Raw genomic sequence first — 24710 nt, forward strand, 5'->3', positions numbered from 1 at the left:
ACACATAGTTGATGGAGCAGAAATCCTTTTCTAAAATTCACTAATTTTTCGTACTCCCATTAAAACTCCCCCTTTGTCTTTACATTTTTCTAATGGTCAACTTCCCGAAATAGTAGAAACCTTGGTATTCTAAATACACCTGATTTACTTCATATATAGCATAACACTTGGTGCTATTTCCATCAAATACTTAGTTAATAAATAACAGCTAATTTCTATTCTTCATTAGCTAGTTCATTTCCTTTTTCCACTAACGTATATACTTCATGTCACCCTAAGGGTGACAAAAACTTCCCTAAATACTCGAAATTTCACCCTTCAGGGTGATTGACAAGTACTTGATTACTAGCGAATTTTACACTATCAAAACAAATCCCAAAGCCATGAAAACTTCAGAAAAGAATCAACCCAAAATTTTATCCCGATTTAATAATCAAGAAATCTCCCGTCTAAAAGCAAGTGCTAACTATACTTATCTCATTAAAAAAGATGGTACTAGTATTTTATCCGCATACAGTTTAAAGGTGTTTCAAGACCTATTTAAAAACGAAGACTTTATAAGAATAGATAGATCTAACCTAGTTAAAAGAACTTTTATCAAATCTATAAACCATGGAGACAGCATTACTTTAAAAGACAACACTAATATTAAAGTACCTCGAAGAAAAAGAGAAAGACTAAAAATAGACTTTCCAACCTTATTTAATAATAAAACGCTAAACGAATTGATATGAAACCTAAACATTTACTTCTCACATCCATCCTTTTAATGGGTGGTTCACTATCAGCACAAATGTTTGTCACCGACCCTAATGACGGTTCGTTGACAATCACACCCACAGGTGTAACCTCCGCCAGAACAGCAGCCCCTGGAGGTGCCGCTGTTAAAGACCCAAGCAATACTGCATTTGGATATTACCCATTTACATTAATGACTACAGGACAGTTTAATACTGCCATGGGTCTGTCCTCTTCTTACTTTATCACAACAGGAAATGCAAACACCTCTATTGGTGTAGCTTCATTAAGATCTAATGCAACTGGTAATTATAATACTGGCTTGGGTGCATATGCACTCTTCAGTAGTACTGCCACTTCAAAAAATACGGCTGTGGGTTATAATGCCATGTACTTCTCTAGTAACAATCCTAATGAACTTGAAGCCCTCAACACTGCTCTTGGATACGAAGCACTTAAAGGAGCTGATAATTCAGGAGACAATATATCTACCCGCAATACGGCAATAGGTGCTGAAGCTATGTTAAATAATGTATCGGGTTCATTTAATACCGCCATTGGAAACCTGGCACTAAGTAAAAATGATTATGGAAGTGAAAATGTTTCTATTGGTGCTTTTTCAATGTTTGAAAATCGAAGTGGGATATTAAACGTAGCAGTAGGTAATAATGCTATGGAATATAATACTTCGGGAGAAAATAATATTGGAATGGGCTATCAGGCACTTTCTTACAATATTGATGGCGATCATAATGTTGCGATTGGGTCAAATTCTTTAAAGAATAACAAGGGGAATAATCATAATGTCGCTATTGGTTCTCTATCAATGGAAAATGCGGATAACAGGACTTCTGGAATTAGTTCATTTAATACAGCTGTTGGGCATTCAAGCCTCAGAGGTAGTAATACACCTGAAAGTAATACTGGAATTCGTAACGTAGCACTTGGGGCATATGCGTTATCTTTCAATTCTTCTGGTAAAGATAATACAGCTCTCGGTGCAGGAGCACTTCAGCAAAATTCTACAGGTGAAGAAAATACATTTGTGGGCTCACTATCTGGTTACCAAATGACGACCGGAAGCCAAAATGTTGGTGTTGGGTTCGGAACTTTATATAAAACTAAAGGAAGTTCGAATACTGCTGTTGGCTATAATACATTATACCATAATGTAACAGGGATTGAGAATGTGGCCGTGGGTAGAGAGGCAGCAATTTCAACAACATCTGGTTCTGATGTAGTAGCTATCGGAACGGCTACTGCATATTCTAATAAGGCAAATGGGAGAATGACAGCCATTGGTAGTGATGCCATGTATTTTGCAGATGATAGAACTACGGGGCAAGATACATATAACACCGCCGTTGGTTTTACCGCTTTACGAGGGAGTGAAACTCCGGCTAATAACACTGGTCGTTTTAATACGGCTGTTGGAGATGAGGCATTAATGCAAATAACATCTGGTAACTCAAACTCAGCAGTTGGAAGCCGTGCCTTGAAATTCAATAGTAGCGGGCAGTATAATGTTGCCATGGGACAAGATGCTTTAGGCTTGAATACAACCGGTTTTGATAATACTGCATTGGGTTATCAAGCACTTTCAACAAATATTACTGGTAGTAGAAATACTGCGATTGGAAGGTTGGCAATGCAATTAATGAGTAACACTTCTATATCAGGAAATACAGCGGTTGGAAATGAAGCGTTAAGAGGTAGCGTGGTCGCAGCTAATAATACAGGAACTAACAATACTGCTATTGGGCATGAGGCTGGCATGAATAATTCTGTTGGAATTGAAAATACAAGTGGAGGGTCTGGTTCGTTGAAATTAAATCAAATAGGAAATTTTAATACCGCGTTCGGAAAGTCAGCCTTGGCTGTCTCTAATACCAACGATAACTCAGCTTTTGGTTCAGATGCCTTAAAGTCAAATTCCAGCGGCGAAAATAATAGTTCTTTTGGGCGTAGAAGTCTTGAAAACTCTACGGGAAGTTCAAATACGGCTGTAGGACACGTCGCAGGTAATTTATTAGTAGCTGGTGATCAAAACACTTTTGTAGGAACTAGTGCTGGTTTTTATTTAACCAGTGGTTCTAACAATACAGTCATTGGTTATAATGCCGGAGTTCCTTCTAGTACTGGAAGCAATCAAGTAAGAATAGGTAATGATGACGTCTCATACGCAGGAGTCCAAGTTGCCTGGGCTATTACCTCAGACAGAAGATGGAAAGAAAACATCCAAACCAGCCCACTGGGATTAGACTTTATCAAAGAGGTTGAGCCTGTATTATATCACAGAAAGGGAAACGAGAAAAAGGAGCAAGAGTTTGGTGTGATAGCTCAGGATCTGGAAAAAGTTCTTGCCAAGCACGGTTTTTCTGAGGAAGACTTAGGCATGCTTTCTAAAGATGATAAGGGCTTCTATTCTGTTAGATACAATGACCTTATAGCACCGCTTATTAAGGCTGTGCAAGAGCAGCAAAACTTAATTGAAAAACTTAAAAAAGATAATGAAAGCTTAAGTTCAAACAATGCTGAGTTATCGGAACAAATCAATTCTATTGTTGCTAGACTAGACCAACTTGATGGCCAAGAAAATATGGTAAAGTCTTCACGAAACGCGAAAAAATAAAACCATTTTCCTTTTATAGACCATCCGACTTTATAAAGCCGGATGGTTTTATTTTAAAGGAACTCTAGAAATTCCTAAACTCGTATTTCCCATATACGCCACTCTATTAATTCTGAAAATAACACTGTAATTATCAGTTTTTATTTGACCTACAACTCAAGAAGATTTGCAAATCCGACTGTACTATAGCTAAATATCAATTTCAAGGAGTATATTCCAATTCCACGCTATACACTTGAGCTCGGGCGTAGGGAGTCCAACATTCTTTTATTGAATTCTTACTCCCCAAAAATACATTATATCTAGCTCGTCAAACCCTAATTTTAGAATAGTTAGCGTGCCCATTTACCCAGCTAAAATAGAAGCACTTCCCTGCCCTTTACTTTACAAGAATAGCACCGATTAACACAAAAAGCTCCAATCAAGCCTTCATGTCACCCTAAAGGGTGACACATTTTAACGTATTTCACCCTTTAGGGTGATTGACATGTTTCTGATTACTAGCGAATTTTACACTATCAAAACAAATCCCAAAGCCATGAAAACTTCAGAAAAGAATCAACCCAAAATTTTATCCCGATTTAATAATCAAGAAATCTCCCGTCTAAAAGCAAGTGCTAACTATACTTATCTCATAAAAAAAGATGGTACTATTATTTTATCGGCATACAGCTTAAAGGTTTTTCAAGACCTATTTAAAAACGAAGGTTTTATAAGAATAGATAGATCTAACCTAGTTAAAAGAACTTTTATCAAATCTATAAACCATGGAGACAGCATTACTTTAAAAGACAACACTAATATTAAAGTACCTCGAAGAAAAAGAGAAAGACTAAAAACCTTGCTATATAAAAACTGAAATAAGCTCTACTAGCATCTTAAAACTACTCGCAATGAAAAAAAAACTACATTTTCTAAAAATAACTTTAACCCTTTTAATAGTAGGAATTTCCAATTCTATATCTGCTCAGGTACAAAATTCAGGGATAACTTATGAAGTACATTTTCTTCAAGGTTATGGTTTTATTAATGTAGATGTTCCGGGCTCTAACGAGCCTGAACAAACCTTTCAAATGTATGTTGCCAATGACTATAACAATCAACCCACCGAACTACTAAATCATAACTCAGGAGCAAGTAATTCTGGCAGTTACTGTTATAATATGGCGGTAAGCACAAACATTTGGGGACCGGAAGTTGATGTTAACCTTGCCTTGATAGGAGGAAACTCTGCTGGTAAATTTGATTTTGATATTTTTAGTTGGGAAGAAGATGTAGCTGTTGGCCAATGTCAATACACCACCGTAGATCAGAGCCCAGGCTATACGGTAAAATTAATTAGTACAAGTGACAGTGTAGCCGCTTGTGAATGGCGAACAGATACGCTAGATATTCCAAATAGCCCTAACCCTTCAAAGGCTAGAATAAAATATACTTGGCGATATGACAATGGTAGGTCTAACTTCCCACTAAACTTTGGAGATATCACAGCTAATGGCACTAAAACTCATATTAACTCAAATAGGTCTGCACCATCAGGGGTTTCTAATACTACTTTATTAGGCTATCATAACGACTGGAATAGCTCAGATCATAACGACTTTGAAAACGCCACAGATGTTACTTATACCTTCGATATAACCACTCCTAAAAATATTACAATCAGTACCGTGAGCGATAATACTAATTTTGACACCTATATTCATTTAGTAAAATTAAACTCCAACGGTAATTTTGTTTCTTATGTCACGGGTAATGATGACTTTTCCGGCTTAAAATCGCAACTTTCAGAAGTACTTTGTACTGGTAAATATGGGATTGTTGTAGAAGGTTATGGGACTAATTCTGGTGACTTTGAACTATCGGTAGTCACTTCAGAAATCCCTAGGATTTATGTGAATCAAGCATCTACTGGAAATAATGATGGTACATCATGGCCAAATGCTTATACCGACCTACAAGATGCAATAGCCGAAGCGAACGATTGTAGTACTGAAATATGGGTAGCAAAAGGCACCTACTACCCCACTTCTGGTAGCGACACTAACATCTCTTTTGAAATTCCTGACAACCTTAAATTGTACGGTGGTTTTGCTGGAAATGAGCCAAGCAACTTTGACTTAAACCTTAGAGATTTCAAGAAAAATACCACAATCCTCAGTGGAGACATTGATAAAGACGACAGTTTCAATGGTAACTCAAGGCATATAATTAAAACTGAATCTGTAACCGCTTCTACAAGAGTAGATGGCTTTAGAATTCAAGATGCTAATTGCGTCGAAATAAACGGACTAGTAGATTTTGGAGGCGGATGGCTCAATAAAAATGGTAATCCTACTATTATAAACTGCTTTTTTTATGACAATAAATCAGATGTTGCTGGTGCAGCATTTGCTAATTTAAATATAGACAACACCACCAATGAAAACCCAATCATAGTAAACTGTAGGTTTATTGACAACCAAAGTGGGACTGGCGGTGCAGTATTCCAACGCTTTGAGAACACCACTGGTTCTTCTAAATTTTACAACTGTTTGTTTTCTCATAATCGAAGTAATTATGACGGTGGTGCCATTCTGATAGAATGCGTTAATGAAAGTCTACAATTAGAATTCATCAATTGCACAATCGCCGACAATGAATGTTTTGGCTATGACTCAAAGGGTGCAGGAATTAAGACAAATGGAAACGTAAACCTTTTAATAAAGAATACCGTTATTGCGGATAACTCTATAGACGTAAGTGGTACAGCTTTGAGTAGCATTTATCAGTACGGAAATACTACACCTGCTAGTATCTCTTATAGCCTCGTAGAGTATATAACCAGTGCTGGAGTAAATAACAATCTCGATGGAGACACGGAACCAAAATTTGCACAGGACTTTGATAGTAACAGTCATAATTTTGGAGAGGGCTACCAAGCAATAGCCTGCTCGCCACTGATTGATGCCGGGACCAGTGTGGGTGTTTATGCCACAGATTTCGCTGGACAGTCACGCACCTCTGGCAGCTCTACAGACATTGGCCATTTTGAATATCAAGGAAACCCCGGAAGTGCTACGCGACTCTATGTTAAGGAAGGCGGTTCTGGAAACAAGAGTGGCTTATCATGGGCTAATGCAGCTGAAGACCTTTATTGGGTACAATCTACCGTTTTTCAATGCCCTAATTTCAACGAAACATGGGTAGCAAAAGGAGAATATACCCCAGGCGAGATAAGCCGTTACCCTAAATATGCTATTAAATCAGGTAGTAAGATCTATGGAGGATTTGCAGGTACAGAAAGTTCACTCGCTGAAAGAAATACAAAACTTATTCTTACAGAGAACGCCACTACATTGACGGGTGATATAGGCCATGACGATTTACCAGGCCTTAACTTTCAAGGCACAAATAGTCAAGATATTTTTGATATGGAGGATTGTAACAATCAAACGATAATCGATGGCTTTGTATTTACCAATGTCTACGACAACGATGCAGGTAGTCCTGTTGAAATTCATAATTCTAGTCCACTTATTACCAATTGTATTTTTCAAAATAATTATGCGTATCAAGGAGGTGGCTTAACAATAGGAAGTAATAGCAACCCTGTAATTGATAGATGCATTTTCCGTGGAAATCAAAGTTCCTCAGATGCTGGAGCTATTCGAATATATAGCAACAATCCTATTTTTGCAAAATTCACCAACTGCCTTATATATGGTAATGAGCACTCTGGTTCTTCCGACCAAAATGCTATTTTCTTGGGTACCTACGCTGACAATACTGTAAGTTTAACACTTGAAAATTGTACCATTGCTAGTAACAAAGGAGATGCAATATCCCTTTACGCGAGACAGGCAAATGCAAATACTAATCTTACCCTAAAAAACACCATAGTTTATGGAAACTCTCAGGGGATAGTGGAGGATAATTCAAGTCAAGGAAACGTTACACAAAATATAAGCTATAGTTTAGTTCAAGGGCTCACTACAGGTACGGGAAACCTTAATGGTAATACCATAAATCCTAATTTTGTTTCAATGCCATCTTTTAACTCCGCTCCTACAATCGATGGTAACTTCCATGTTACCATCTGTTCCCCAGTACTTAATGCTGGGAATAATACTGGAATTACCAGTTTTGATTTAGCGAACAATTCAAGAAGATTTGTAAATCAGACTGTTGATATGGGTGCATATGAATTCCAAGGTATTTACTCCAATTCAACACTAGATCTTAACGGAATAAACCTGAGTTCGGGTGTAGGGAATCCTGCATTATTTTATTCCAATCAACTATTGGCTGCCAATAAAGACATTTCTTCCACCCAAAACACATTATATCAAGCTGGTCACAGTATAGAATTAAACCCAGGTTTTAAAGTAGCTGGAGGAGCCGTTTTCCAAGCCAAAATAGAAACACTTACCTGCCCTTAACTTCACATGAATAGCATCGATTAACACAAATAGTCCTAATCAAGCTTTTTTGTCACCCTAAGGGTGACAAAAAACACCCCCTTTTATCTTAAAGTGCACCCTTTAGGGTGATTGACATGTACCTGATTATTGAAGAACTTTACAGTATCAATACTAGCCTATGAAAAAATCAATTTATACCTTCCTTACCCTCCTATTATTTACTTCCAGTTCCTTCGGGCAAATCCACTTTGTAAACCAAAATGTGGTAGGTGGCACTGCCAATGGAACCTCTTGGACTAATGCTTTTACTGATCTTCAAGATGCTTTAGACATAGCAGCTAAAGGTGATAATATTTGGGTGGCAAAAGGCACCTATTTACCTACTGCAGAATATAGCCTAGCAGGAACAACGGGAAGTAGAGCACAAACATTTAATATTACCGATAGCCTTCAGGTTTTTGGAGGTTTTGTAGGAAACGAGAACCCCTTAACTTTTGATTTAAATACACGAGACTTTAAAGTCAATGAAACCATTTTAAGTGGCAATATTGGTAGCCCTTCTGACAGTACAGACAACTGTTATCATGTCATAACCACGGCTTATGTTACAGCTTTTACTACTGTAGACGGCTTTACAATTAGGGATGGTAGTGGCCCCTCTGGTGGTTTTGATTCGCAGGGTGGTGGCTGGATAAACCAAGGAGAAAGCTCTTATTCTAACCCGACTATCAAAAATTGTTTATTTACCAATAATGCAGCAAACTCAGGTGGGGCTCTCGCCTCTTTTGGCTCGTTTAGTGGAAAAGGGAACCCGTTGATTGAAAACTGTACCTTTTATAAAAATAGAGCTAATAATAAGGGAGGAGCCGCCTATTTCTATGGTACAAATGGAGAGGCTAATCCTAATCTGCAACATTGTGTTTTCCGTGAGAACGTTGCCACATCATTTGCAGGAGCCATCTATTTTGAAGGTAGAAGTTCAGGTTCAGCCTCTCCCACTATTAATAACTGTGAGTTCATTAATAATAAATCAACCAATATTTCAGCATATGCACTTTACTTTGATGCATATGAAGGGCTAGCCGAACCTATTATTTCACAGTCTAAATTTAGAGAGAACAGTGCCAACATTGAGATTGATGCCTCGAACGGTTCGGGAAAGGCTACTATAACAAACTGTGCCTTTTATGATTCTGAAAGTTATCATATCACCTTTAGAGGAGCATTGCCTAACGCATCACCATCTTTTACTAACTGTACCTTTGCCAATGCCGCATATGGAGCAATAAACTTAGTTACTTACGAAACAGGAGCCTCCCCTTTAGGCTTTGTCAATTGTATCTTTAATGATATTTCATATGACGTTGTAGGTGGTTCAGCCGGTTTTGACAACTCCAGAATAACGGTAAGCTACAGCATGGTGAGAGAAAACTTTTTCGGCTCCATCAATAATAACATTTTAGGCATCCCTAAGCTATACAATCAAGACAAAGGTGTCTTAATTCCTAGCAAATGTTCCGAAGTTATTGATGCGGGTGACCCATCGGTAATTCTATCAACCGATCTCTCTGGAAATCCCAGAGTAGTAGGAGCTGCCATAGACATGGGTGCTTATGAATATCAAAATGAACTGATTTTTGTAAAAGCAGATGCCAAAGGAGCCAATGACGGAAGTAGTTGGGAAAATGCACTCACAAACCTACAAGATGCACTAGTTTCTCCCTGCGACACCAGTCAGCAGGTTTGGGTAGCCAAAGGCACCTATTTCCCAACACAAGATGGTGATTCTACCATTAGCTTCGCTATTCCAGACTCAATCCAGTTATATGGAGGGTTTGAAGGAAATGAACCTTTTGGCTATGATAAAAGCCTCCGTAATTTTTCTTTAAATGAATCACTCTTGAGTGGAGATATTGGAATACTTAATGATAGTACAGATAACTCCATTCATGTGGTAAGTACCCAAAGCGTAAGTGACACCACTCTGGTAGATGGATTTACCATAGCCTATGGTAATGCCAGAAGATTCGGCTATGGCTCTTATGGAGGAGGATGGATAAATACGGCGATTAGCGAAATAAGCAAAACTTCTAATCCTGTGATTAGGAACTGCATATTTTATCAAAACTCGGCCAGTATAGGTGGGGCATTTTATAATGGTAGTTTTTCTGGTTCTAATTTTAAATTTAACCCACTCTTTGAAAACTGCCTTTTTGAAGAAAATGTGGGAAGAGGGTCAGGAGGGGCTTTCTTAAATGCAAGTGGTGGACCTACTTCAGAAACAAATCCTATTTTTAATAATTGCTCTTTTGTTGCCAATGACGGGGACGACCGAGCTGGTGCTTTTTATAACCTAGCTCAAGATGGACAAGCCAGTCCAGTTTTCAATTCTTGTAAATTTGAAGATAATATTGCTCTCCAAGGTGGAGCATTATCTCTTCAAGGCACCGATGGTATTATGAAATCCATATTTACTAATTGTATTTTTCAAAACAATGGAAATAGCCACATCAAATATTATGACCCATTAGCTGGTGAAGAGCCGTCATTTATAAATTGTACTTTTTCTGGAGCTACATCTCATGTAATAGACCTAGAAACCTGGAATAGCGGCATGACGCCACCTGAATTCAAAAACTCTATATTTTGGAATAATAACGGTGATATACTGAGTGGATATGAGGGAACAGACAATGCTAGAGTTTCTATAAGTTTTTCTGATGTGGAAGAGGCGGCTTTTGCACCAGCAAACAATAACCTAAGCACAGCCCCCCTTTTTAAAGACCCTACCAATTATGACCTGAGTCTAAAACCATGCTCACCCCTCATAGACCAAGGTGATAATTCTGGAGTAACTGCTAAAGATGTCACTGGGGCGGATAGAATTTTTAATGGAACTACGGTAGACATGGGAGCCTATGAATTTAATGGTTTCTATAGCCCTACGGGCAATCTTACTTTGACCACTGCAGTTTCTCAAAACGCAGATTATATAGGCAATGAAAAGATTATTGCTACTAATACTGTTTCAAACCCTTTCAAAGCCTCATACATAGCAGCGGAAGCTGTAGAACTAAACCCGGGGTTCAAAACAGAAAATAGCGTGGTTTTTGAAGCAAAAATTGAAGCGAGCGGCTGTCCTTAAACAAATCTAGACGGTGGTTGTGTAACAAATAAATACCCCTTTTTAAATCTTTGATAATTCTTAATGCTCCGTCCTTCAAATTGAGTTAATTAATCCCTCCGAAAAGGAAAACACCCAATGTCCACTTTTTGTCTACCTTAAAAACCTTACACTTGGTTTTTAGGGTATTACTTTTGGTTAATAGGTAAAATCAAAAACCTCTACGTGATGGGTGAAAGAGCATTGAAAGAAAGAGTGGAGCAAATTAAACGCAATCGTCAGCAGATTCTGGAAGTAGAGGGTGAGTTAAACTCACTTAAAAAAGATATTGATTTTCTTTTTAAAAAGACATTAGACCTAGTTAAGTCAAAAGATTCAAAAAATTAAGTCTAGTTTTAGAAAACCACTATTCCTCATGAAGCAAATAACATTTGTTTTGCTGCTGTTCTCCTCTTTAGGCTTTGCCCAAAAGATCACAAATAGCGACTCTTTAAAACTAGTATTAAACAAAACTTCTGAAATAAAAGTAAAAGCCACCACTGCTTTAGAGCTAGTCAGGTTTTATAATAGAATTAACCCTGACTCCACAGCAGTCTATTTAACATTGGCCACAACCTATGCAGAGCAGTCAAAATACAAAAAGCTACAAGCCAGAGCTCTTTTATCAACCGCAAACCATCTTCAAAACCTCACACTTTTCGAAAAAAGCATTAAAGTCAATCAAGAAGCCATAAAAATCTATGAAGAACTAAATGATAATCAAGGATTAGCCAGTGCGTATAATACTTTAGGTGTAACGTATAAAAAAAACAGTGGCGATAATAAACATGTGGTTCCTTTCTCTAGAAAAGCCTTGGCTTACGAAAATAAAGCACTGGAGTATTATAAATTGGCCGACGATAAAGAAGGCTTTTTGAGAGTTTACTCCAACATTGGAATTATTCACAGAGACCTAGAAGAGTATAAATTAGCCGAAGAAGCTTTTTTGACAGGATTAAGAATAGCGAAAGAACAAGGCATAGAAAGCTACAGTGTAGGTATCTTACATGCCAACCTATCTCAGATATACTTAGATTACTATAAAGAGTACGATAAAGCCATTGACCTCCTCCAAAAAGCTTTGGTCATTTATGAGAAAAATGGTATCAGAACCAGCCAAGAACATGCTTACAGGAATTTGTCTTATAATTATTCGGCAAAAAAGGAATACCAAACAGCTATAAAATATGCAAACAAGGCCGTAGAAATAGCTTTAGAGGTAAAAGACCCACACCGTTTAAAAGATGCCTTATCTTCTCTGTGCTTAGCACAAAAAGGTGCAGGACTGTATAAAGAGTCTGTAGAAACGTTGGAAAGAGCTGTTTTTGTAAAAGACAGCCTACTCTCTGTAGAAAAAACCGGAATTATTGCGGAAATGAACGCTAAATTTGAAACGGTAAAAAAGGATGCTGAAATAAAAGTATTAAACAAAGAAGCAGAGCTAAACAAAATTCAGAAATGGGCTTTAACTGCCTCGCTCCTACTACTTCTCAGCATAGGTACTTTTATATTTTGGTCTTTTGTTCAAAAAAGAAACAAGGAAAAACTAATTGCAGAACAAGATGCTGCCATTCAAAAAGAAAAGCTAAAAAACAAAGAAATAGAACTAGAGTTTAAGCAAAAGGAGCTTACCTCAAAAGTGCTTCAACTAGCCAGAAAGAACGAGTTTCTGAATAAATTAGAACACGAAGTAGAAACACTCAAAACTAATGTGGATGGCACGGTAAATAAGGCATCTGCTAAAATATCAAAGCTATTAAAACGTGATGCAGCCGATGATGTACAGTGGGAACAGTTTGCCTCCGAATTCGGTAGCTTACACCAAGGTTTTTTAGATAGCTTAATCACTAAATACGGCTCCTTTACTAAAAGTGAGATAAGGCTCATTTCGCTCATGAAAATGAACTTAGCTTCAAAAGACATAGCTGACATCCTCAATATTTCGCCAGACGGCATCAAGAAAGCCAGGTACCGCCTTCGAAAAAAACTTAAGATAAATTCTGATGAAGATATCCAAGGTTTTTTACTTTCCTACAAATCTTAAGACCTACAAATCTCTCCCTTTAAAATACCCGAAACAGGTATTAACCACTTGCCTTATATAAAAGAAACAAAGCTCTAATAGCTTATAAGCCCGTTTCTAGAGTCTGTCTACTTTTTGTCCACCCTGCCATTTAGGAAAAGGTTTGGATGTAGAACTACATTCGGAATGTCAACCGACCCATTCCAAATATGACTCCTTTAAACCAACCTAAGTTCCTAAACCAAACAGAGCCAAGCATGATATCGCATCTGCAGGCTAGCTCTAATTATACCGTCTTAACCCTGAAAAACGGAAAGAAGCTCATATCTGCTTATCACCTAAAGACTTTTGAAAATCTATTTTCTGATGAAGATTTCATAAGAATAGACAGAGCCAACCTTGTTAATAGCTCTTTCATAAAACGGACTTTTTTAAGCGACCATGGTATTTATATACAGCTTAAAAACAAAGAAGAAATTCTGGTTCCGCGAAGACGAAAAGCCATGCTTCAAGAAAAATACCCTAACCTTTTTATTACCAGTCAAACCACTTTATAGCCATGAAAAAAATACTACTAATTTGTTCTTATTTGACTTTGATTTTCGGGAGTCAAAAAGCCATCTCTCAAGTGAACAACGGCAATACATATAACATGCAGGCTTTACTGGTGCAGGGCTGGGGACAAATAAGTTCAGAGTCTGCTGGAGGTGGGGCTAATCCTACTTTCATTGGAAAAATAGCTAATGATACAGATGAATCAAATACCTTATTATTGAATACAGCATATAGTACCAGTCATACTGTGATTTTGAATTCTAATGTAGGGAAAATTGCAAATCCCCCAACTACCACAAATGAGTGGGGCCCTATCTATAATTCAAGCATGGGCGTCATAACGGGAAGTACTACCGGACGGTTTGACTGGTCTGTAATGAGTTGGGAAACAGATTTTTATCGTGAAGATGGGCAAGCAAGGTATCAACTGATTAATTGCGGAGCAGATTATTGTACAGATGATAATGCTTCGACGGCTTATTCATATAGAAATCCTAAAAACTACCCCTCATCGGAGTGGCGACAAGAAGAAATTGATATTTCCGGTAATAACTCCAAATTTAGGATGAAGTATGCCTGGAGATACACTAATGGTGTATCTTCCTCACCTTTAGACTTTGGAACACTAGCCCATGCAAGTGGAATAAGTCATGCTAATTCTAATAGGGGAGTTCCATCAGGGGCTAACTCTAATTTAGGTTACAAAAATGATTGGACAGGAGGTATTTTTAAAGGAGGGAACAAAGTGACTTATAAATTTACAGTACCTCATACTATGACAGTAACCGTTACTACACAATATGGGACAAATTTCGACACATATTTGAATATCATTAACGCGAATGGCTATGCTACGGTTGCAAGTGATGATAACGGCGGAGGAGGTATTTATGCAGGAGTTCAAAAACAGTTGTTACCCGGAACCTACTTAGTAATTGTAGAGGGAAAAACAGCAAGTGACATGGGTGACTTTGATCTTTATATTTATTCAACCACCTTACTTCCGAACCCTGGTCAAATTACATTAGATGATACATCACCCTATGACCAGTTACAAACTACCAGAGAAGAATGCCCGGGAAGCGACCCTTATGCATATGATATCCAATATATTCCTTCATTGACAGATGCCTCTTCATCATTGGGCTGCTCTTTAACGTATGCTTGGCAAAGAAGCAATGACGGAGGTGCATGGTTTGACACTGGAGATGATAATGAAGCTGGTAGCCAATCTTATAACGGGCGAATGGAGGCTTACTCCACGGTTCGATTCAGACGAGCGGTAACCGCATGCGGAAATACAGCATATAGCAATATTGTTACCGTAACTCCATTAACATTATCGCTAACTCCAGGTAGTATATCTGGAACCACGGCAGTACCAAGTCCTCAAGAAATTCCACTTTCAGAAATAGGAGACTTAAGCAGTCCCACCATAAATGAAAAATCCTATTTTGGTTTAGTTTGGGAGCAAAAAACAACAGGAAATTGGGAAGAAATCGCTTATGCATCAGACCTTACCTATACACCTAGCAACTTAACCGAAACCACACAATTTAGAAGAAAGGTTTCGCACAACTGTGGACCATCTGAACAAGCTTCGCTATATACAGCTCCTATAACCATTACCGTGATTGACCCTAATGGTGTAATTAACGGAAAAGTGAAAAGCCCATCTGGTGCTGGAGTAGCTGGCATTACCGTGACAGCTCAGCGTATATCGGGTTCACCACCAAACGGCTTAGCTAATAAAACATATACTGCCATTACCACCTCTAACGGCTCATTTTCTTTGCAAGGTCTTTACTACGGACTCCAAACTGGAGGCTCAGGAGCTTCGGCTGTTTTTAAAATATCGCCTTCAAAACAAGACCATGTTTACACATTGGAAGGAAGTAATCCGAGCGAATCATTTTATGATGCGACGCTTACTCAAGTTTCTCCTACCCAAAACAACATTGATTTTATAGATGAAACTGTTTTTAGTGTAACTGGTAATATTAAACAAATATGTTACGATTGTGTGGTTTCGAATGGACAAAGTTTGCCAGTATACTCTCCTATCAAGGATGTAACTTTTAGGTTGACAGATTTCCCTGTACCTGTAGACCCAAACGACACTATCCCTAGTGCCGCCTTTAAAACGGACGTAGATGGCTCTTATGCCATCACTTTTGAAGAAGATAATGACTATAAAGTTTCTCCTCGTTTCAAAAACCACGTTTTTGTCAAGGCGGACTCTGTAATTACTTTTGGAACAGCCATAGAAGTGGCGAATGTCAACTTTACAGATACCAGTACCAATGTTATTTCGGGTACGATTAAGGCGGATTGCGACCAATTTATTGGAAAAGCTGTAGTACAATTTACTCAAATGAAGCAAGTGGGTAACACCGCCGTTTTTAACACCGCAGAGTTTATTTTAAAAGATACCGCTAATGTTTCTGGAATATATTCAAAGCGAGTACCAGCAGGCCATTATTTAGTCAGCGTAACAGATTTCATAGACATTCCAGTAGATGGAAACAGCGTTCCCAAATACAATAAAGCTGAAATGGTAGCTTTCTTTGAAAACACTGACTTCTTTCCTTCGTCTGCCATGCGAATGGATGTCACCACCAAAGACACGCTGTTCAATCTAGTTTTTCATGAAAAGCCGCAAATAAAGGTGTTTGATTTGGCAGGTCCTTGTACCAAACCACTTAATCCTATTTTTGAACAGGGCAAAACCAAAAAAGTAGCTATTGGCGTATTCCAAGGAGACCCTAATAAGTACGTCACGTATAATAGTCAGACCGTTTTGGGTTGCCCTATAGAAGACGATACGCTTACCATTTTTACAAACATAGAATCTGGAACTGCGGCCGTAGAGCTAATTCATGTTACCGTAAACGGAATAGATACCTTAACCGTAACTCCTGGCGAACCTACCATCAGTGGAAATTTTGAGAAAACATTGCAGTTAGGTTTTACTGATAAATATGATAGACAAGGTGGCGATGCCAGTAAAAACGACATCAAGCCTATAGTAACCGGAATAAAAGCAGGTGTAGGTACCTTTACCACGGTTTCACCAGAAATACCTTTCTTGATACTTCGTGACCCTCCGGGCGATAAAAGTTTCAGTTTCAGGTCTGCTGAAACAAGTAGCAGCACAGCCACTAGTTTTTCTACCAAACGTATCAATTCAAAAGAAGTTTGGGTAGACGCCAAATTAGGTGTAGCGTTTGAAGCCGGTTTAGGAGTTTCTTATGAATCAAAATTTTGGGCGAATCTTAAAGGCTCATTTGCCATGAACTCAGAAAACACTTCTTCTACAGAGCAAATTATCACAATGACTAATTCTGAAGAATACTCTACGGCGGATGATGCTGTTCCTGGCGAGGAGGGAGATATATATTTTGGAGGTGCTGTCAATTTCCTTTATGCACCTGTAGATGAAGTTAGTTTTGATGCATCCACTTGTTCGTTTAATAGTACCCGTGATTTTATATTGGCACCAGACGGTTTCGCTACCGACTATGCCTACTCTGAATATCATATCAAAAAAGTGGTCATCCCTAATTTAATAGCCATAAGAGATGCCCCAGCCACCACGGCAAACGAAAAACGAAAAAAGGAAAATCAGATTAGTGTTTGGCAACAGATTTTATCTGAAAACAAAAGGCTAAAAAGAGAAGCTAAGCATCATCATAATATTTCTTTTGACGGCATAAATGGCCCTAGAACGTCGAGCGTAACTTCTAGTGCTACAAAGGTGTCTACCATAGAATTTCAAATGGAAACCGACAGTACACTTGCTGCGGAAATAGGCATGGAATTAGGCGGAAGCGGCCTTTCAGAAGGTGGTACCATTTCTTTAAGAATGCAAACAGGAAACTCTAAAGTGGTAACAAATACACAAGAAACTACCACCGGATTTACCATAGATGATGGAAACGATGGCGACTATTTCACTGTGGATGTAAAAACAGACCCTGTTTATAATACACCCGTTTTTGATTTGATAGCGGGTGCCAGTAGCTGCCCAAATGAGGTTAACACACAAAAAAGAGATAAGGTGGTTTTATCTACCAGTAACTATAATATGACTGGCATTATGGCAGGCTCGTCGCAGTTGTTTCAATTAAACCTTGCCAATGAAAGTGAAAGCTCTGAAGAGCGAACCTATTACTTAAGGTATGTCCCCGGTCAAAGTACTTCTGGAGCTCAGGTTTCAATAGAAGGTTTAGGAGCAGGTCCTTTTGACACGCAATTGGCAAATAACGCAACACATGATTTCACCGCCAGTGTAGGCCAGTTTGACCCTAACATCACCAATTTTGAAATGTTTTTTGAAGTTTTTGATGAATGTAATGCAGGAAACCCATCTGGTGCTAATTTCAAAGACAACATCATAGTTAAAGCTCAGTTTGAAGATGGCATAAGCCCTATTATTCTTTCTGCTCCTGAAAACAACTTTGCGGTAAACGCTACCGATGGCCCAAATATTAATTACTCCATGAGTAGCTATGACTTGGCTAATTTATCTGATATCTCTTTTGAATATGCCGCAGCCTCGGGCAATAGCTGGGTGACTGCTAAAACCATTCAAAAAGTAAATTTGGCAGCGAATAGTATGGATTCTTTTTGGCCAAATTCACTGGCAGATGGTTCATATAAATTTAGACTGAAACTAAAAAAAGGTTCTAAAATAAGATACTCCGATATTATTAGAGGAACTGTTGACCGTAAGGGCCCTATCGCTTTTGGAGCTCCACTTCCAAATGACTTTAACTATGCCTTAGGTGATGAAATATCTCAAACTTTCAATGAGAACTTGGCTTGTACTGCTCTCAATAATTCAAATTTCACTTTAACCAGACTTTCCAATAACTCAGCTATTCCTGCGATTTTAGGCTGTTACCAAAACAAAATCATACTAACACCTACCGTAGACCTAAGTGGCTGGATAGGTGATAGCGTGGCCGTTTCTTTGATAAACATAAAAGATGCAGCTGGCAACGCCGCGAGCCAAAGTTTTGATTGGGATTTTAGAATTGGCACTCCTGTTTTAAACACGGGTGCCTTTTTGGCCAATGTAGCCTCTAGCCCAATTAGTATTTCGGGAGCAGAAGAGGAAAAGTCAGAAGAGAAAGGTGGTAATACCACTAGCAGTGTAAATACAGAAATAAATGAAGACGCCAATGGTAAACTGAGTATAAACTTTACACTCTCACAAGCTGACACCAATGACGTAACTATCAATTTCTTATTAGCCGGAAAAGCTATTTCTGGAGAAGACTATACGGTATCGGGTTACCATACATTTGACGGAAACGCTGGTGTGGTTAAAATTTTAACGGGCAGCACTTCTAAGAAACTGTTTTTTGACCCAATGAGCGACACAGAGCCCGAGTTAGATGAAAATATACTGCTGAGCATAGTTAACGGTGGCGACTATAATATTGGTGGAAACAACCAAATAGAGCTGATTATCTTGAATGATGATGCCGCATTTAATGATTGTGAGAATAATGGAAATGCCTTTAACCTAGCCAATAATGGCAGTGGTGCTATTTCGGCGAATACTTACCACAAATTACTTTTAGAATCTGACGGAGATGTGGACTCTCCCACTACCGTGGTTTTCAAAGGGGAACGCTCCGTATTACTTAAACCAGGCTTTAGTGTAGAAAATGGAGCGGTTTTCTTGGCTATTTTAGAAGATTGTCCGTCTGAAACACCCGCTATTTTTCAACAAACCAGCATGGCAGCATCAGTAGATAATTTTAAAGGAGCTACGCCAAACGAAGTATTTGAGAATCATATCCAAAGTGAGTTAATAGAGGAGAACGGACTGGTAAGTATCAAATTCCAAAATCCTTTAGAACAAAAACTCGATATCAAATTAATAGACGGCTATGCCAATTTGATTCAAGACAACAGCAGAGAAGAGCTATTTGGAATAGGAGAAAACTCCACCATTATCCCTACAGGAAACTTAGCTCCAGGCACTTATTACTTAAGAGTAGAAGGGGAATTACTAAGCTATACCCACAAAATAGTCATAGTGGACAATGCTAAAAGAATGGAATAATTTAAGCTCCAAAGACTTAAATAAGCTGTTTAGAAAAATATAAATTTACCGCTATCCCCAGTCATGACATTCATGATTTGGGGATGCGGTTAGGTTAAAAAATCATTAATTAATCTCAAACATATTTAATTAGCTCCCGCCAAAAAATCATTAAAACTTAATATTTCTCAGGTACTGAATTAACATCAAGGTTAAACTAGAAAATCACCTTTGCGGAGAATTTCAAAATCATTCTTAACACCTTAATGTTTTCACTATGAGAAGAAAATCTCTACTTAAAACTTTATTTGGCAAAGCTTTGATGCCAATCATCGGTTTATTCTGTGTCTGCTTTGCGGCATCGGCACAGTTAAACGTAAGCGGGGTAATAAAAGACCCAAGCGGCGAAACCTTACCCGGCGTTAGTGTCATTATCAAAGGTTCGCTTAGCGGAACCACTACAGACATAGAAGGAAATTACAAAATCAATGTTCCTTCTTCTAAATCTATCTTGGTATTTTCATCCATTGGCTTTACACCTTCTGAAGTTGTGGTTGGGAACCAATCTATTATTAATGTAAATCTGGCCGCCGATAACAAAACCCTAAATGAGGTGGTGGTTACTGCTTTGGGTATAAAAAAAGACGCAAGGAGAATTGGTGTGGCTATTCAAACGGTTGACGGAGCATCTACCGTTAAAGCTCGTGAACCAAACGCCATAAATGCATTGGTAGGTAAAGTAGCTGGTTTGACCATTGGTGCTCAGCCAGAACTTCTTAGAAAACCAAACATCTCCTTAAGAGGAAACTCAGATGTACTTTTTGTGGTAGATGGTGTACCCGTAAACTCTGATACATGGAATGTAAACCCAGACGATATAGATACTTACTCTGTCTTAAAAGGTGCTTCTGCCGCTGCACTTTATGGTTTTAGAGGTAAAAACGGAGCCATTTTAATAACTACAAAACGTGGTTCGTCAGACAAAAGAGGTTTCCAAGTAGACTTCAACAGCTCTACCATGATAGACAAAGGCTTTATAGCCATTCCTAAAGTTCAAGACGAATATGGACCTGGAGACCACGGAAATTACTCGTTTGTAGATGGTAAAGGTGGCGGACTTAACGATGCCGATTATGATGGTGGATGGGGACCAAAATTTGACGGTCAGCCTATTTCACAGTACGACTCCCCTATTGACCCCGTTACGGGCGACAGAATTCCAACACCGTACATCGCTCGCGGAAAAGACAATTTGACTCGATTCTTAGAAGCAGGAGTTTTAAGTACTAATAACCTTTCTGTTTCTTCAAGTGGCGAAAAGCATAACATTCGTTTGTCAGGTTCTAATACTTATCAAAAAGGATTGGTGCCAAACACAAAATTGGACATTGTCAATTTCAACATGACTACCGATTACAAGTTTTCAGACAAATTGAAATTTTCTTCTGGCATACAGTTTAACCGTCAAAACAGTCCAAACTTCCCAGACATTAATTATGGCCCAAACTCTATCATTTATAACATGATTTTTTGGGGTGCTGCAGACTGGGATGTTGACGACATGAGAGACTACTGGCAAGAAGGGAAAGAGGGAATTCAGCAGATTTATGCAGAATACACGCGTTATAACAACCCTTACTTCATGAGTTATGAGTGGCTAAGAAGTCATCATAAAACAGACATCATGGGCCAAGCTTCTATGACCTATGATATCACACCTAATTTAGATGTGATGTTACGTACACAAGTTACCACTTGGGATTTATTACGTACCGAAAAAATGCCTTACTCGGCTGGTGCTTATGGTCGTGACGAAAGACGTGGTGATTATAGAGAAGACAGAAGAAACCTTTTTGAGAACAACACCGACCTTCTTATCAGATTTGACAAAGACATTGTTAATGATTTGAATGCTAAAATTTGGGTGGGAGGAAACGTAAGAACATTCTCTTATAGCTCTGATTATGCTTCTACCGATTACCTAAATGTACCGGGTTTATATAATTTCAACAACTCTTTTAACCCAGTTAGAGCGTTTAACTTTAACTCGGCCATGCGTGTCAATTCTGGATATTACTCGGCTGACTTTTCATTGAAAAACTATTTGACATTATCTACCACAGGCCGTGTAGACCAGCTTTCTACGCTTCCAGAAGGAAACAACACCTTCTTCTACCCTTCTGTGGCTTTGGCTACTTCTTTGACAGATTACCTGCCATTGCCTAGTTTTATTAGCTACGCAAAATTGAGAGGTTCTTATGCGAATGTGAAAGATGGTTTGACCAAATCTTCTATTGGAGCTATTCCTTCGGTGGGCGATAACAATCCACTAGGTTATGGTGACCAATATTACTCGCCTTATGATGGGCCTACGTATCAAAACTCAGCGGTGTACTCTATTTTAACTACGTATAATAATCAGCCATCGGCGGCATTTACCAACTCCTTAAATAACCCAGATTTGCAGCCTAGCTCTACTTCACAAGCTGAAATAGGATTAGACTTAAAGTTTTTAGGCAACAGATTAGGCTTTGACGCCACCTACTATATATCTAACGAAGGACCAAAAATATTCAACCTTCCAGTTTCTAGTACTTCTGGTTACTCCACGGCATTGGTTAACGGTATCAAAACGCAGAAAAAAGGTTTAGAACTAGCATTGACAGGTACACCTATCAAAAACATAGACGGCTTAACTTGGAATATATTGGCAAACTGGTCTACTTACAAAGAGACTTTGACCGAAATTTACCCAGAGGTAGAAAGCTTAAACACCTTCTTAAAAGTAGGCGACAGAATGGATAAGTTCTATGGTCGTGCTTTTGTACGTACGCCAGAAGGCGAAATCATTAATGACGCCAGCGGAAGACCGATTTACGCTCCAGTGTCGCAATATTTAGGAAACACAAATCCTGATTTTGTTTTTGGTATCAATAACAGATTCAACTACAAAAATGTCAGCTTAAGCTTCCAGTTTGATGGTAGAATAGGTGGTGTAATTACAAACTACGTTCAAAAACAAACTTTCCGTGGTGGGCGTCATTTTGCTACTGTACAGGGTGAAATGGGTGAAGCTCGTTACCAAGATTACTTAGGTGTAAAGTCTTATATAGGACCTGGAGTTCAAGTGACAAACGGTGCTGAAATAAACTTTGATGCAGACGGAAAAGTAACCAACTATGATGAGTTGAGCTACACGCCAAACACCACTGAGCAGTACCTGCAAGACTGGGTAAGCCGCTACTATAACACCGACGAAGGAAACCTTATGAGTCGCTCTTTCGGAATGCTTCGTGAGGCGGTAATTGGTTATACGATGCCACAAGAATGGTTTGGTAAAACTATACAAAACGTAAGTGTTTCATTGGTAGGAAGAAACCTACTTTACTTTGCCGAAAAGAAGGACATTGACCTAAACCAGTACATAGGTGGTGGTTCGTCTGATGTTCAAACTCCTTCTACTAGAAGATACGGTGTAAATGTAAACTTCACTTTCTAATTGATTGATTTTAAAAGATATACAATAATGAAATTTATACAATTAAGCATTCTATTTCTGAGCTTCTTCATGCTCACTAGCTGCGAAAAAGATTTTTCAGAGCTAGAAAAAGACCCGAACCGTCCCTTAAATGTACCTGCGGCACTTGTTCTTAAAGAAGTGCAGTATCAAATGTACAATGGCACTGGCCGTCCTTTTAGTGCAGAAATGCGTTGGAACCAGTTTTACTGCTCTAACTATAACTATTACGCTACCAATGAGTACACTTGGACCGAAATGCCAAACCATTTTTATACGCTTAAAAATGTAACTAAAATGGAAGAAGAAGCCCTCAATGCAGGAGCTGCTGCCGTCAATCCTTACTCGGCCATAGCCAAATTTTCAAAGGCTTTTTTCTATGACCAAATGACTAAACGTGTGGGAGACTTACCGCTTACTGGTGCACTTCAAGGCGGAGAAAACTTTGAGCCTGTATACGATTCTCAAAAGGATATTTATATGCAAATATTAACATGGTTAGACGAAGCTAACTCCGAAATGGCTACACTTATAGCCCAAGGTGAGAGCGAACTAACAGGCGATATCTATTTTGATGGAGATTTAAGACAATGGCAAAAAGTAGTGAATGCTTTTCAATTGAGAGTTTTAACTACCTTAAGCAAAAAGGAAGCCGATACAGATTTAAATATCAAAGCGAGATTTGCCGAAATCATTTCTAATCCGACCAAATACCCCTTATTAAATGGCATGGATGATAACCTTCAGTTTATCAGCAATCAGTTTAATAAATATCCATCAAATCCTGACAACTTTGGTTTTGACGCTACGCGTCAAAACATGTCTGCTGCATATGTAGAAAGACTAAAAGAGAGAAATGACCCTCGCCTTTTTGTCACTACCGAACCAGCAGGTTCTGAAATTGCTTCTGGAAAACAGCCAAACGATTTCTCAGCATACTTAGGGGCAAGCTCTGGTGAAGACCTAGCAGATATGTCTTTTAAGGCAGGAATTAGTAATGAGGGTTTTGCTCCGGGTTCTTATTCTTTTCAAAACCGAAACAGATACTATGCCGACTATGAAGGCGAACCTACTTTTATAGTGGGCTACCCTGAAATGTGCTTTAACATAGCTGAAGGTATTCACAGAGGCTGGGGAAATACTGGCTCCGCAGATGCTTGGTATAAAAAAGGTGTAGAAGCCTCTTTCCAGTTTTATGGCATCAGTTCTGGTACCAATACTTTCACTTACTCACTAACAGGGGGAAGAAACTCATCTGACCTAGCCAATTACGAATACGATTTTGAACTTCAAGATTATTTAGCTCAGCCAAACGTAAAATACACAGCCGACGCCAATGGTTTGGAGCAAATTATTACACAGAAATACTTGGCGTTTTTCATGAACTCTGGCATGGAAGGCTATTTCAACTGGCGTAGAACAGGTTTCCCTGAATTTTACACAGGAGTAGGAACAGGAAACTCTGGGAGAATAGCCGTAAGATGGCAGTATCCTTATTCTGAAAGAACTACAAACACGTCTAACTATAAAATTGCTATTGATAGCCAATTTAATGGCAAAGACGATATCAATGAAGAACTTTGGTTGATGAAATAAGCTCTATTCTTCTTTTATAATTCAA

General features: G+C 38.6%; 11 protein-coding genes. All 11 read left to right on the plus strand.

The genetic code is table 11. The annotated features are described in order from the left end of the window. Window positions 1–383: 383 nt before the first annotated feature. Window positions 384–734: a LytTR family transcriptional regulator DNA-binding domain-containing protein gene (locus AC0L6O_RS16735; protein WP_473303967.1), complete on the plus strand. Its 351-nt coding sequence runs from the start codon at window positions 384–386 to the stop codon at window positions 732–734. Then, window positions 731–3370, plus strand: a complete 2640-nt coding sequence (locus AC0L6O_RS16740) for a tail fiber domain-containing protein (RefSeq protein WP_473303969.1) — start codon at window positions 731–733, stop codon at window positions 3368–3370. The genes AC0L6O_RS16735 and AC0L6O_RS16740 overlap by 4 nt, the downstream gene beginning before the upstream one ends. 538 nt (window positions 3371–3908) lie before the next feature. Then, the gene (locus tag AC0L6O_RS16745; RefSeq protein ID WP_473303970.1) at window positions 3909–4229 is read left to right on the plus strand and encodes a LytTR family transcriptional regulator DNA-binding domain-containing protein; all 321 of its coding nucleotides are present in this window, start codon (window positions 3909–3911) and stop codon (window positions 4227–4229) included. 34 nt (window positions 4230–4263) lie between these two features. Further along, window positions 4264–7791 carry a choice-of-anchor Q domain-containing protein gene (locus tag AC0L6O_RS16750; protein WP_473303971.1) on the plus strand — a complete coding sequence of 1176 codons (3528 nt, stop codon included), beginning with the start codon at window positions 4264–4266 and terminating at the stop codon, window positions 7789–7791. A gap of 160 nt (window positions 7792–7951) precedes the next feature. Further along, a complete protein-coding gene (locus AC0L6O_RS16755) occupies window positions 7952–10918 on the plus strand; it encodes a choice-of-anchor Q domain-containing protein (RefSeq protein ID WP_473303972.1) in 2967 nt (988 codons plus the stop codon). A 207-nt stretch (window positions 10919–11125) separates the two neighbouring features. Then, complete coding sequence (locus AC0L6O_RS16760) at window positions 11126–11284, plus strand: hypothetical protein (protein ID WP_473303973.1); 159 nt, start codon at window positions 11126–11128, stop codon at window positions 11282–11284. 28 nt (window positions 11285–11312) lie between these two features. After that, window positions 11313–12980 carry a tetratricopeptide repeat protein gene (locus tag AC0L6O_RS16765; RefSeq protein WP_473303974.1) on the plus strand — a complete coding sequence of 556 codons (1668 nt, stop codon included), beginning with the start codon at window positions 11313–11315 and terminating at the stop codon, window positions 12978–12980. 236 nt (window positions 12981–13216) lie between these two features. Then, the gene (locus AC0L6O_RS16770; RefSeq protein ID WP_473303975.1) at window positions 13217–13516 is read left to right on the plus strand and encodes a LytTR family transcriptional regulator DNA-binding domain-containing protein; all 300 of its coding nucleotides are present in this window, start codon (window positions 13217–13219) and stop codon (window positions 13514–13516) included. A 2-nt stretch (window positions 13517–13518) separates the two neighbouring features. Further along, a complete protein-coding gene (locus AC0L6O_RS16775) occupies window positions 13519–19593 on the plus strand; it encodes a 3-coathanger stack domain-containing protein (protein ID WP_473303976.1) in 6075 nt (2024 codons plus the stop codon). 256 nt (window positions 19594–19849) lie between these two features. After that, entirely contained in the window at window positions 19850–23071 is a 3222-nt protein-coding gene (locus AC0L6O_RS16780) for a SusC/RagA family TonB-linked outer membrane protein (protein ID WP_473303977.1), read from the plus strand. Window positions 23072–23098: 27 nt separating this feature from the next. Beyond that, a complete protein-coding gene (locus AC0L6O_RS16785; protein ID WP_473303978.1) occupies window positions 23099–24685 on the plus strand; it encodes a SusD/RagB family nutrient-binding outer membrane lipoprotein in 1587 nt (528 codons plus the stop codon). The last annotated feature ends 25 nt before the right edge of the window (window positions 24686–24710 follow it).

It is taken from the genome of Arcticibacterium sp. GJ41-1, assembly GCF_055808875.1.

Bases quoted from the DNA above. Each gene is read 5' to 3' on its own strand.
- AC0L6O_RS16760 (WP_473303973.1), top strand. From the start codon at position 11,126: ATGGGTGAAAGAGCATTGAAAGAAAGAGTGGAGCAAATTAAACGCAAT.
- AC0L6O_RS16780 (WP_473303977.1), top strand. From the start codon at position 19,850: ATGAGAAGAAAATCTCTACTTAAAACTTTATTTGGCAAAGCTTTGATG.
- AC0L6O_RS16745 (WP_473303970.1), top strand. From the start codon at position 3,909: ATGAAAACTTCAGAAAAGAATCAACCCAAAATTTTATCCCGATTTAAT.
- AC0L6O_RS16755 (WP_473303972.1), top strand. From the start codon at position 7,952: ATGAAAAAATCAATTTATACCTTCCTTACCCTCCTATTATTTACTTCC.
- AC0L6O_RS16740 (WP_473303969.1), top strand. From the start codon at position 731: ATGAAACCTAAACATTTACTTCTCACATCCATCCTTTTAATGGGTGGT.
- AC0L6O_RS16750 (WP_473303971.1), top strand. From the start codon at position 4,264: ATGAAAAAAAAACTACATTTTCTAAAAATAACTTTAACCCTTTTAATA.
- AC0L6O_RS16765 (WP_473303974.1), top strand. From the start codon at position 11,313: ATGAAGCAAATAACATTTGTTTTGCTGCTGTTCTCCTCTTTAGGCTTT.
- AC0L6O_RS16735 (WP_473303967.1), top strand. From the start codon at position 384: ATGAAAACTTCAGAAAAGAATCAACCCAAAATTTTATCCCGATTTAAT.
- AC0L6O_RS16785 (WP_473303978.1), top strand. From the start codon at position 23,099: ATGAAATTTATACAATTAAGCATTCTATTTCTGAGCTTCTTCATGCTC.
- AC0L6O_RS16770 (WP_473303975.1), top strand. From the start codon at position 13,217: ATGATATCGCATCTGCAGGCTAGCTCTAATTATACCGTCTTAACCCTG.
- AC0L6O_RS16775 (WP_473303976.1), top strand. From the start codon at position 13,519: ATGAAAAAAATACTACTAATTTGTTCTTATTTGACTTTGATTTTCGGG.